Origin of the sequence: Burkholderia sp. E168m22, from assembly GCF_001319805.1 — a bacterium.
Taxonomy (GTDB): Bacteria; Pseudomonadota; Gammaproteobacteria; order Burkholderiales; family Burkholderiaceae; genus Burkholderia; species Burkholderia orbicola.
In genome coordinates this window covers 127,726-139,020 of record NZ_BBSK01000101.1, presented here as the reverse complement: position 1 = coordinate 139,020, position 11,295 = coordinate 127,726, and the positions used below count along the sequence as shown (strand labels likewise).

Below are 11,295 nucleotides of genomic sequence, written 5' to 3'. Positions count from 1 at the left end.
TGCGTGGCGAGGCGTCGCGTACAATTGCGGCCTGCGGAGATGGCATGCCTCCCTGCGGTCGTTCCGGCGCATGGCGCGCGCGGTGCGGCCCTCAACCGCCGGTTTGCCCGGCTGATGATGCCTGCGTGTTCCTGGGTCGTCAGGAGGTCGCAGGCCGTCCACGCGGTATTCTGCCGCCCAGGTTTTGATATCCCGTCGAATCTGGAAATCATGTTTTTCACCACTTCTGCCGATCTTTTCGCGACCGTGCGCTACGTGTGCCGCTGGCTCGCGCTTTCAGCCTTGCTCGGCGCGCTCGCCGGCACGGCTTCCGCGCTGTTCCTGATCGCGCTGGACTGGGCGACCGGCACGCGGGTCGCGCATCCGTGGCTGCTGTGGGGGCTGCCGGCCGCCGGTTTCGCCACCGGCTGGGTCTACCATCGGTTCGGCCAGTCGGTCGCGCGCGGCAACAACCTGCTGATCGACGAGATTCACGACCCGAAGGCACTCGTGCCGAAGCGGATGGCGCCGCTCGTGCTCGTCGCGACCGTCGTCACGCACCTGTTCGGCGGCTCGGCCGGCCGCGAGGGCACGGCCGTGCAGATGGGCGGCGCGCTCGCCGATCGCATCACGCACGTGCTCCGGCTCGATCGCGAGCATCGCCGCGTGCTGTTGATGGGCGGCATCGCGGCCGGCTTCGCGTCGGTGTTCGGCACGCCGCTCGCGGGTGCCGTGTTCGGGCTCGAGGTGCTCGCGATCGGACGCCTGCGGTACGACGCGCTGCTGACCTGCGTTGCATCGGCGATCGTCGCGGACGTCGTGTGCCGCGCGTGGGGCGTTCATCACACGGCCTATGCGATTCCGTTCGTGCCGGCCGTATCGGCGACGGGGCTCGCCGTGACGGTCGTTGCCGGCATCGCGTTCGGCGTGGTCGGGCGGTTGTTCGCGTTCGCGACGCATGCGCTGACCGCGTGGTTTCGCCGCGTGATCCGCCATGCGCCGCTGCAGCCGGTGCTCGGCGGCCTGCTGGTCGCGGTGGCCGCGACCGTGCTGAACGTGCCGCAGTACCTCGGCCTCGGCATCCCGACGATCGAGGCCGCGTTTCACGGCCCGCTGCCGCTTTACGATTTCGCGGGCAAGTTCGCGTTCACCGTCGTCACGCTCGCGTCGGGGTTCAAGGGCGGCGAAGTGACGCCGCTGTTCTACATCGGCGCGACGCTCGGCAATGCACTGGGCCAGGTGCTCGCGCTGCCGGTGCCCGTGCTCGCGGGGCTCGGCTTCGTCGCGGTGTTCGCGGGCGCGGCGAACACGCCGATCGCGTCGACGATCATGGCGATCGAACTGTTCGGCGCGGATATCGGCGTGTATGCGATCGTCGCGTGCGTCGTCGCGTATCTGTTTTCCGGGCACGCGGGGATTTATCGCGCGCAGCGCGTGGCGGTGGGGAAGGGGGCGCAGGGAGAGGCGGAGTGAGGTAGGGCGTGCGGCCGCGGATGATGTCGCTCGACCGCGGCGGTTCCATGCGATACCCAGGATGCAAAACGACTGACGGACATCCCATGACACTGGACGATTTCCTGACCGAAGCAAAACGGCTTGCGAGGCCGAGCCGTCAGTACCGCTTCGCGGACGACGGCGAACCCGTCACCGGCTACTGGCATGGGGTTGATGCCGGCGCGTTGTGTATCTCCGTCGAGCGCGACGGCGTCTGGCTGAACGTGTGTCTCGACGAAAGCGGCACGTCGGGCCGCGTGGAGACTGCCACGCAACCCGTCCGTTCCGACCGCCCGCTGTGCCGATCCGATGCGATGTCGCTTCCGTCCGTCGACGCGGTGTTCCGCTTCGGCTCCGCCGCGATCGGCGCGTACCTCGACGCACACGGCTGGCAGCGCGACTGGGGATTCAACGGCAACTTCAAGGGCGCGGCCGCGCACGACTACGAGCGCGAATGGATGGCGCAATGCCCGCTCTACACGGGCGGCGTGGTGGCCGTCGCGGGCGGATGGAACATGCCGTGGCCCGAGGACGACGAACTCGACGATCGCGAGCTCGTCCTCTGGACATTCGAGGCATCGGAACCGTGGGTCGAGGTGTTTTCGGACGGTAGCCGTTACTCAGTGATCCAGCGGATCACCTAGCACGCGCTTAATCAGCCTTTACTGCTTCGGCAGCCGCGCGACGTTGCGCGCCAGCAGTTCTTCGATATCGATGCCTTTTTCCGCCAGCAGCGCGGTGACGACACCGTTCAATTCGCCGAGCGTTTCCTTGACCGATTCGCGAATCGTGTCCACGACGACCTGCGTGCTGCGCTCGATCTCGATGTTGACCTTGTCGTCGACGCCCTTCGCATCGAACGTGGTCGCGCGGCGCGTTTCGGGAATCAGCCAGACGTCGAACCAGCCTTCGTCGCGATTGACGTCCGACACGGTCAGGCTGCAACCGTTGATCGCGATGTAGCCTTTCGCGAATACATAGCGCTTGAACTCGGCCGGCACGCCGATGCGGATCATCCGGTTGTGCTCGGACGACGCGATGTGCGCGATGGTCCCCGTGAAATCGACGTGACCGGACAGCGGATGCCCGCCGATCTCCGCGCCGTCCTTCGCGGCCCGCTCGACGTTGACCCGCGCGCCGGTCGCGAGGTCGGCCAGCGTCGTGATCCGCAGGCTCGGCAGCATCACGTCGAAGTCGATCAGCACCGGTGAATGGATGGTCGTCACGGTCAGGCACACGCCGTCGACCGACACGCTCGCGCCGATCTCGATATCGTCGGTGAACCGCTCGGGGAATGCGATGCTGAACGTTCTCAGCTCGCCGTGATCCTTGATGGCGTCGATGGTGCCAACACCCTGAACAATGCCTGTAAACATGATCTGCCTTTCGTCGCGAATTGCCTGGCCGACATGATAAGTGATCCGCGGGAGAGGCGCGTGACGATGGCAGGCTGGCGGCGGTAGGCCGCTTTCGTGAAAGCCCCGGCCGTGGGCAGGACCACTGCGCACAAGATCGATCGTCACGAGTCGGCCGCTTACGCCTGCCCCGGGCTTTCGCATGTCACCGGGGCCGGTATCTGATAAATGACCGACACGAATTTCGAGGTCTCGCTATGGCCCGTTACAGTGCCGCCGAGGGACTCGGCGATACGTCGGCTCGGATGGTTCTCTTCGGCGACGGGATAGTTGAAGCGCTGAACGTTGAGCGTCGAGCACGCCCATTCCACGACGAGCCTGACCGCCTCTCGTCCGATCCCTTCGCGATGCCGATCTTCGCGGATCCAGACGCCCAATTCCGGGATGGCCTGCTTGACGTGATGAACCCCCACCAGGCCGAGGAAGGATCCACCGTCGCGTTGTCGAATCACGAACACGTAGTCCGTGCCGTCGGTTTGTGCGTGCAGCCACGTCTGCCAGATGCGATCGAAACTTTCCCTGTTGGCCGGAGGGTCCCAGCCCATATAGCGAGTCAGCGACGGCGTAATGCATGCAAGCGTCGCATCCGCGTCTTTCGCCGAGAATGGTGTGAGCCAAAGGCGATTCGATTCGATACGGGTTTCGTCCGGTTGCAGCATCATTTCCTCGTCGTGCATCGACCACGCCAATCGGATCGCCGGCATGACCCGGCGATTGAAGCCATGTCGCCGGGTCATGTGACGACCTGCCTGCATCAAACCTTCGCCGGCTCTCCCAGCGCGCCGGCATCGCGATCCGCCACGCGCCGCGGCGAATCGGCGAGCCCCTTCGCCAGCTCCAGCGCCTGCCGCTCGAACAGCCGGCGGTAGATACCGCCGTCGATACGGATCAGCGCGTCGTGGTTGCCTTCCTCGATCACCTTGCCGCGATCGAGCACCAGCAGCCGGTCGAGCGCACGCACGGTCGACAGCCGGTGCGCGACGACGAGCGTCGTGCGGCCGACCATCAGCCGCTCCATCGCCTGCTGGATCAGCAGCTCGCTTTCGCTGTCGAGGCTCGACGTCGCTTCGTCGAGGATCAGGATCGGCGCATCGGCGAGGAACGCGCGCGCGATCGCGACACGCTGGCGCTCGCCGCCCGACAGCTTGATCCCGCGTTCGCCGACGAGCGTGTCATACCCGTCCGGCAGCGCGGCGATGAAGTCGTGCGCGCTGGCCAGACGCGCGGCGCGCTCGATGTCGGCGCGGCTCGCGCCGGGCCGTGCATACGCGATGTTCTCCGCGAGCGTGCGGTGGAACAGCACGGGCTCCTGCTGGACGATCGCGATCTGGCTGCGCAGCGAATCCTGCCGTACCTGCGCGATGTCCTGCCCGTCGATCGTGATGCGGCCGCCCGACACGTCGTACAGGCGCTGGATCAGCTTGATGAACGTCGTCTTGCCCGACCCCGAATGACCGACGAGGCCCACGCGTTCGCCGGGCGCGATCCGCATCGAGAAATCGTCGTACAGCGGCACCGGATGGTTGCCGTAGCGGAACGTCACGTGCTCGAAGCGGATCTCGCCTTGCCCGATCCGGATCGCCGGCGCCCCGGGACGATCGTCGATGCCGAGCGGCTGGCGTTCGAGCGCGACGAGTTCCTCCATGTCGTTCACCGAGCGCTGCAGGTTGCGGATGTGCATGCCGACGTCGCGCAGGTAACCCTGCAGCATGAAGAACATCGTCAGCGCGAACGCGATGTCGCCGACGCTCGCTTCGTCGTTCATCCACAGCCGCAGCGCGACGCCGATCATCGCGGCCTGCATCGCGACCAGCATCGCCCCCTGCAGCCCGCCGTTGAACGTGCCGCGCACCCACGTGCGGCGCGTGCGCTGCCGCCACTTGTCGATCACGCGTGCGAGCCGCGCTTCCTCGCGCGTTTCCGCGCCGAACGCCTTGACGACCGCGTTGCAGCTCACGGCGTCGGCGAGCGCGCCGCCCATGCGCGTATCCCACAGGTTGCCGAGCCGCGCGGCCGGCGCGACGATGCCGAGCGACACCGCGACCGTCACCGCGATGTACAGCAGCGAACCCGCGCCGACGACGAGCCCCATCACGGGCCAGTGGGTGCCGAGCAGCACGGTCGCGCCGACCAGCATCGCGACCGACGGCAGCAGCGCGATCAGCACGGTGTCGTTGAGCAGGTCGAGCGCCCAGATCCCGCGCGTGATCTTGCGCACGGTCGAGCCCGCGAAGCTGTTCGCGTGCCAGTCGGTCGAGAAGCGCTGCACGCGGTGGAACGACGCGGCGGCGATCTCGCTCATCATCTTCAGCGTGAGCGTGATGATGTTCAGGTAGACGCCCTGGCGCAGCACCGTCGCGCCGATGCCGAGCGCGGCGAGCGTGCCGAACGCGACGAGGGCCGAGTGCCACGCGGCGGCGCGGTCGGTCAGGCCGGTCGACAGCGCGTCGACGAGGCGGCCGGCGAACAGCGGCGTGAGGACGTCGGCGAGCGCGGCGAGCAGCGCGAGGCTCGCGACCGTGGCGATGCGCGCCGGCTGCTTGCGCCAGTAACGGATGGTGAAGCCGAAGACGGCCTGGAATGCCTGGCCGCCCAGATGGGAGGTTTTTCTGGTCATGTATCGTTGCCCGGCGCATCGCGCGACGGGACTTTCCGGTTCGGAGAACGTCGAAAACGCAACAGCCGGGCCGCGCGAAACACGCGGGCGGAGCGAAACGGGCTGTCGGGAAAAGCGCGGCTGACGGGTTAGAGGAAAACTCGGGAGCCGGCGCGGACGGCGGGCTGGATCAGCTGCGCCGCGAGACCACGTTCGGGAAGGTGGCTGGCATTCGGAACATCTGCACCTCCCTGAAGTGAACGGTTGAATGAAAGGACGCCGAAAAGACGTGCTGCGATTTTATCAGGAGTGTCACGCGCGCCGCAACGTCTGACGAATGCGGCGTTGCAGCGTCGATACGGTTAGTATTCAGGGTTTTGGCCCCTTTTCGCGTACGTTCGACGTGGCGGCTGGGGGCCGGGGGCCGGTGGGCGCATCGATTACACTTGCGCGTCCGCGGCGCGCGACGATGCGGCCCGCACAGATTCACTCCGAACCATTCCCGAGGAAACGATGAGCGACGTTCAGCAAGGCATCCTGGCTCCGATCGATACGGCAGCCCGATACCTCACTTTCACGATGTCGAATGACGGCAATATCGCCGCGGCGCTGGCCGCGCTGCGCGAGATCGTCGACGGACGCGACACGGTCGTCGGGTTCGGACACGCGCTGGCCGCCTGGCTCGGGCATTCGGTGCCGGGCCTGACCGAGTACCCGGCGTTCGCGGTGAACGACCGCACGCTGCCGAGGACGCCGGCCGACGTGTGGGTCTGGCTGCGCTCGGACGACCGCGGCGAGATCGTACTGCGCGCGCGGGAGATCGAACGCGCGCTCGCGCCGGCGTTCACGCTGCAGGAGGCCGTCGACGGCTTCCGCTATTCGAACGATCGCGACCTGTCCGGCTACGAGGACGGCACCGAGAACCCGGAAGGCGACGACGCGGTGGCCGCGGCGATCGTGACGGGGCAGGGCGCGGGGCTCGACGGCTCGAGCTTCGTCGCGGTGCAGCAGTGGGTACACGACTTCGACCAGATGGAGCGCATTCCGTCGGGCGAGATGGATCACATCATCGGGCGCCGCCGTTCGGACAACGAGGAACTCGACGACGCACCCGAATTCGCGCACGTGAAGCGCACCGCGCAGGAAAGCTTCGAGCCCGAGGCGTTCATGCTGCGCCGTTCGTCGCCGTGGTCGGACACGCGCCGCGCGGGCCTGTACTTCGTCGCGTTCGGCTGCTCGTTCCGCGCGTTCGACGTGCAGATGCGCCGGATGAGCGGCGCGGAAGACGGCATCGTCGACGGCCTGTTCCGCTTCACGCGGCCGCTGACGGGCGCGTATTTCTGGTGCCCGCCGATGAAGGACGGCAAGCTGGACCTCGCCGCGCTGGGACTGTAAGCGTCGGGCGGGATCGATGAACGGGCGGGTCGCGCCGGATGCGCGGCCCGCCCGTTTCGTTTTTCAAGCTTTCAAGTGGCAGTGCGTATGGCCTGCCGCGTGCGTCAGTTCAACGTCGTTTCGATCCGCGTGCCGCGCTTGATGAACTGCGTCACCGGGGTTTTCTCGCAGATTTCCGTGAGACGCTGGCGTTGCGCGTCGTCGAGCGGGCCGTCGAGCGTCACGACGCGGCGCACGTACTGCACGCCTTCGCGATCGGCATGCAGTTCGGTGCGCACCGCGATGCGCGCGGCCGGCCACGTCTTGCGCTGCATGTACATACGCAGCGTCGCGGCCGTGCATTGCGCGAGCCCGGCGAGCACGAACTCGTACGGCGCCGGCCCGCGATCCTGGCCGCCTTCGCGCGGCGCTTCGTCGCCGGTCAGTGTGTGCGTGCCGGCCTGTAACTGGACGACGTAGTCGGGCGCATCGGCATCGAGGACGGCGGCGGCGTGGATGAGCGACATGGCGAGTCTCCGGTAAGCGGATCAGGGAAAGCGGGCGCCGGGTGGCGGCGTGCAGCCGTCAGCATACCGTCCCGGCCGCGCGGGCGTGCGCTGCGTGCTACGCGTCGGCGATGCCGGCGCTGCTGCGCACGAGCGTGGCGATGCGTTCGCGCACCCACTGATGTGCGCGATCGGTGTCGCGCGACTCGTGCCAGTACGCGAGCAGCGGGAACGGCTTGAGCCGCAGCGGCAGTGGCCGCACGACGATCGGCAGCAGCGCGGCCATGCGCAGCGCATAGGTGTGCGGCAGCGTGACGAGCAGGTTGCCGGCCGCGGCGATCTGGCAGGCGGCGAAATAGTGCTGGCAGGTGAGCCGGATGTCGCGGAAGCGTCCGTCGTTGCCGAGCAGGACGTCGAGCGATTGCGGCTCGCCGAGCGACGACACGGCGATATGCTGCGCCGCGAAATAGTCGCCGCGTCGCAGCGGGTCGTGCGCGAGCGGATGATCGCGGCGCAGCGCGACGACGAGCGAATCGTCGAGCAGGTGTTCGGTGGCGATGCGCGGGCCCGTCTGCACGCGACGGTCGACGACGAGATCGAGGTTGCCCGACGCGAGTTCGCGTTCGATGTCCGGTACCGCGATGCGGCGGCTGACGAGCCGGAGGCCCGGCGCTTCGTCGGCGAACGCGGCGACGATGCGCGGCAATGCGATGGATTCGAGCACGTCGCGAATGCCGACCGCGATACTCAGGTCGAGCGTCGCGGGATCGAAGGCGGACGGATCGCGTGCGGTACCTTGCAAGCCTTTCAGATGCAACTGCACGTCCGCGATGATCGACCGCGTGCGCTCGGTAGGCACCACACGGTTGCCCTGACGTACGAACAGCGGATCGTCGAAATGCGCGCGCAGCCGGTTGAGCGCATGCGTGACGGCCGGCTGCGTGAGATGCAGCGCACGGGCGGCCGCGCCGATGCCGCCGTGCACGTAGACGGCGTCGAGCACGCGAAACAGGTTCAGGTCGAGACGGTGATCGGCGGGCACGGAGCGCGGGCGGCGAGGTGAAGGACGGATCGATTCTAAAGGATGCGTGGGCAACCGATGCGCCGGTTGGCATGCGTGGCGATCGTGCGCGTTCGATGCGTGTCGATGCGTGTCGATGCCGTTCGCGCCAATACGCGAGCATCCGTTTGACCGATGCGCAACGCAATCGAACACGCATGTCATTACGCATGACGGCCGCAATAATCGGCCGCATCGCCTATGCATTTCCGTGCCGGCATACCAGCGGCGCACGCCAGCCTGTAGTAATCCGCCATCATGCTGTCCCGGTCGGCCATTTCGCGCCAAAGGCGCTACCCGTTCGGCTAAGATGCCGTCGCTTCATATTTCGGGATAGCCGTCCTGTCGCACGCATTCAAACCAAATATAAGCCTGACAGTTCGACGGTATTAGAAGAAGTCGAACGAGTCGGGGGCTTGGCCAGTGAATGCAGCAGATCAGCGGTGGGTCGTTATCTATTTGAGTACGGGGTTTTCGTTGGCCCAGGCCGCGCGCCTCGGCGAAGCCTTCAACCTGGCGAATCGCCTGCATGCGTACAGCGCGGATTACCAGCTCAAGTACGTATCCGAAAGCGGGGGACTGTTGCAGTCGTCGTCCGGCGTGCGCATCGCGGCCGAGCCGTTCGGCGACGAACATAGCCGCCGTGCGCGCGCGTTCTTTCATCTTCATGGCGAGCGCGCGGCCGTCAATTGGGACGACGCATTGCAGCGGCGCCTGTCCGACATTCGCCAGCATGCGCGCTGGATCGTCGATGCGATGGAGTTGCCCGCGCTCGCCGCCACGCGGCGGCCGTCGTCGTCAATCGACGTGCGGCCCGGCCGGGCCGGGCGCCGCGCCACCACGACGATCGAATTGCAGGCCGGCGAGACCGACGTGTTCGCCGCCGCGCTCGACATGTTTCGCGTCGACCTCGGCGACGGCGCCGCGCAGGAGATCGCCAGCAACATGATGCGGCCGGTCGAGCAGCGCTACGCGCAGTCGATGTGGGCGTTTCGCGAACTGAGCGCGAGCCCGTCGATCCGGATGTCCGCGCAGCGGTTGCGTGCGCAGAGCGTGAACCGCATCTCGATCGCGAACGCCGCGCAGGCGGCCGCGATGAGCGAGCGCAATTTCCTGCGGCGCTTCAAGAAGGAAATCGGCGTGACGCCGACCGAGTTCGTCCAGCACGTGCGGCTCGAGCGGGCGTGCCACATGCTGATCCATACGACGCTGCCGGCCGACAAGGTCGCGCGGCGCACCGGCTTCGGCAGCGGCGAGCGGCTCGCGAAGCTGTTTCGTCAGCGGCTGTTGATGTCGCCGACCGAATTTCGCGTCGCCGAGCGGGAAAAGATCCTCGCGCACGGCGCGGCGTCGCCCGATCCTGACGAACGGCTTGCCGCCGCGTGTTGCGACGGCGACGGGGCGGATTGCGACGCCTGCGTGGCCGCGCGCGGGAAAACGGGACGGATACCCGTAAAATCGACGGATCGCGATCTCGATTCCCGGTTTCCATGCCCTTCCTCCCCACTACCGCCACCGCCCCTTTCTGCCCGTCGGAAGTAAAGGGCAGCATCACGATCGACGCCGCCGCGCCGCGCTGGCAGAAGCTCAGGCGTTTCTTCGGCCCCGGCCTGCTGGTCGCGATCGGCTACATGGACCCCGGCAACTGGGCGACGGATATCCAGGCCGGCTCGCAGTTCGGCTATTCGCTGCTGTGGGTCGTCGCGTTCTCGAGCCTTGCGGCGATCTTCCTGCAGATGCTCGCGGCGCGGCTCGGCCTCGTCGCGGGCAAGGATCTCGCCCAGGCGAGCTACGAGCGCTACGGCCGGTTCGGCCGCGTCGTGCAGTGGATCACCGCCGAAGTGTCGATCATCGCGTGCGACATCGCGGAGGTGCTCGGTTGCGCGCTCGCGTTCAAGCTGCTGCTCGGCGTGCCGCTCGCGTGGGGCGTCGTGCTCACCGCGCTCGACACGGTGATCGTGCTCGGCCTGCAGGGCAAGGGCTTCCGGCAGATCGAGGCGATCGTGCTCGGGCTGATCGCGACGATGGCGTTCTGCTTCGTCGCGCAGGTGGCGATCACGCCGCCCGACTGGCATGCGGTGGTGGGCGGCCTCGTGCCGGGCGACCCGGGCCACGACCGCAAGGATGCGATCGTGCTCGCGCTCGGCATCGTCGGCGCGACGATCATGCCGCACAACCTGTACCTGCATTCGTCGGTCGTGCAGACGCGGCACGTCGTCGGCGGCGCGCGCGGGGTGATCCGCGACACGCTGGCGCTCGTGCGCATCGATACCTGCGTGTCGCTGTTCGTCGCGATGCTCGTCAATGCGGCGATCCTCGTCGTCGCGGGCGCGGCATTCCATGCGACGGGCCAGCACAACGTGACCGACATCGAGCAGGCGTACCGGCTGATCACACCGATCGCGGGCGGCGCGGCCGCGCTGTTGTTCGGCATCGCGCTGCTCGCGTCGGGGCAAAGCTCGACGCTGACCGGCACGATCGCCGGCCAGGTCATCATGGACGGCTTCCTGCATACGAAGATCCCGTGCTACCAGCGCCGGCTGATCACGCGCGGGCTCGCGCTCGTGCCGGCGCTGATCGGCGTGCTGTGGCTCGGCGACGGCTCGGTCGGGCAACTGCTCGTGTGGAGCCAGGTGCTGCTGAGCCTGCAGTTGCCGTTCGCGATGTGGCCGCTGATCCGCTCGGTCAGCGATCGGCGCACGATGGGCGAGCACGCGATCGGGCGCGGGATGCAGGTGGCCGCGTGGGCGCTGTTCGCCGTGATCACCGGCACGAACCTGCTGTTGATTACCGGTGTCGCGGGCTGATACAGCCTGTCACAGGCTGACACAGGCATGCTGCGTGCCTGCGGTAAACTGCGGTCTTTCGATC

The 11,295-nt window shown here is 67.3% G+C and carries 10 protein-coding genes and 1 riboswitch; of the genes, 5 read left to right on the top strand and 5 right to left on the bottom strand.

Annotation, left to right across the window (positions count from 1 at the left end):
• Positions 1–26 precede the first annotated feature (26 nt).
• Positions 27–131, top strand: a riboswitch (Fluoride riboswitch).
• 79 nt (positions 132–210) lie between these two features.
• Complete coding sequence (locus AP428_RS23200) at positions 211–1,452, top strand: voltage-gated chloride channel family protein (RefSeq protein WP_011548223.1); 1,242 nt, start codon at positions 211–213, stop codon at positions 1,450–1,452.
• 86 nt (positions 1,453–1,538) lie between these two features.
• Complete coding sequence (locus AP428_RS23195; RefSeq protein ID WP_012338504.1) at positions 1,539–2,117, top strand: hypothetical protein; 579 nt, start codon at positions 1,539–1,541, stop codon at positions 2,115–2,117.
• An 18-nt stretch (positions 2,118–2,135) separates the two neighbouring features.
• Here AP428_RS23195 and AP428_RS23190 read toward each other — a convergent pair whose 3' ends face one another.
• The 3 genes from AP428_RS23190 to AP428_RS23180 form a co-directional block, all read right to left on the bottom strand.
• Entirely contained in the window at positions 2,136–2,849 is a 714-nt protein-coding gene (locus AP428_RS23190; RefSeq protein WP_011548221.1) for a riboflavin synthase, read from the bottom strand.
• Between the two features lie 158 nt (positions 2,850–3,007).
• Complete coding sequence (locus AP428_RS23185) at positions 3,008–3,565, bottom strand: GNAT family N-acetyltransferase (protein ID WP_226292293.1); 558 nt, start codon at positions 3,563–3,565, stop codon at positions 3,008–3,010.
• Between the two features lie 77 nt (positions 3,566–3,642).
• Positions 3,643–5,505, bottom strand: coding sequence for an ABC transporter ATP-binding protein (locus AP428_RS23180; RefSeq protein WP_011548219.1), 1,863 nt, complete (start codon positions 5,503–5,505; stop codon positions 3,643–3,645).
• Positions 5,506–5,997: 492 nt separating this feature from the next.
• On the opposite strand from AP428_RS23180, the gene AP428_RS23175 reads away from it, so the two are divergent.
• Positions 5,998–6,879, top strand: a complete 882-nt coding sequence (locus AP428_RS23175) for a Dyp-type peroxidase (protein WP_011548218.1) — start codon at positions 5,998–6,000, stop codon at positions 6,877–6,879.
• A 104-nt stretch (positions 6,880–6,983) separates the two neighbouring features.
• Here the strand turns inward: AP428_RS23175 and AP428_RS23170 are convergent, their stop codons facing one another.
• Positions 6,984–7,385: an OsmC family protein gene (locus AP428_RS23170; protein ID WP_011548217.1), complete on the bottom strand. Its 402-nt coding sequence runs from the start codon at positions 7,383–7,385 to the stop codon at positions 6,984–6,986.
• Between the two features lie 97 nt (positions 7,386–7,482).
• Positions 7,483–8,406, bottom strand: a complete 924-nt coding sequence (locus tag AP428_RS23165) for a LysR family transcriptional regulator (protein WP_011548216.1) — start codon at positions 8,404–8,406, stop codon at positions 7,483–7,485.
• Between the two features lie 495 nt (positions 8,407–8,901).
• Between AP428_RS23165 and AP428_RS23160 the strand changes: the two genes are divergently transcribed.
• Both AP428_RS23160 and AP428_RS23155 read left to right on the top strand, forming a co-directional pair.
• Positions 8,902–9,966 carry a helix-turn-helix domain-containing protein gene (locus tag AP428_RS23160; protein ID WP_034196433.1) on the top strand — a complete coding sequence of 355 codons (1,065 nt, stop codon included), beginning with the start codon at positions 8,902–8,904 and terminating at the stop codon, positions 9,964–9,966.
• The gene (locus AP428_RS23155) at positions 9,915–11,231 is read left to right on the top strand and encodes an Nramp family divalent metal transporter (protein WP_011548214.1); all 1,317 of its coding nucleotides are present in this window, start codon (positions 9,915–9,917) and stop codon (positions 11,229–11,231) included. Before AP428_RS23160 ends, AP428_RS23155 begins: the two co-directional genes overlap by 52 nt.
• The last annotated feature ends 64 nt before the right edge of the window (positions 11,232–11,295 follow it).

What these genes read in the sequence shown, in the direction of transcription:
- AP428_RS23200 (WP_011548223.1), top strand. Translation starts at nt 211, where the DNA reads ATGTTTTTCACCACTTCTGCCGATCTTTTCGCGACCGTGCGCTACGTG.
- AP428_RS23195 (WP_012338504.1), top strand. Translation starts at nt 1,539, where the DNA reads ATGACACTGGACGATTTCCTGACCGAAGCAAAACGGCTTGCGAGGCCG.
- AP428_RS23190 (WP_011548221.1), bottom strand. Translation starts at nt 2,849, where the DNA reads ATGTTTACAGGCATTGTTCAGGGTGTTGGCACCATCGACGCCATCAAG.
- AP428_RS23185 (WP_226292293.1), bottom strand. Translation starts at nt 3,565, where the DNA reads ATGCACGACGAGGAAATGATGCTGCAACCGGACGAAACCCGTATCGAA.
- AP428_RS23180 (WP_011548219.1), bottom strand. Translation starts at nt 5,505, where the DNA reads ATGACCAGAAAAACCTCCCATCTGGGCGGCCAGGCATTCCAGGCCGTC.
- AP428_RS23175 (WP_011548218.1), top strand. Translation starts at nt 5,998, where the DNA reads ATGAGCGACGTTCAGCAAGGCATCCTGGCTCCGATCGATACGGCAGCC.
- AP428_RS23170 (WP_011548217.1), bottom strand. Translation starts at nt 7,385, where the DNA reads ATGTCGCTCATCCACGCCGCCGCCGTCCTCGATGCCGATGCGCCCGAC.
- AP428_RS23155 (WP_011548214.1), top strand. Translation starts at nt 9,915, where the DNA reads ATGCCCTTCCTCCCCACTACCGCCACCGCCCCTTTCTGCCCGTCGGAA.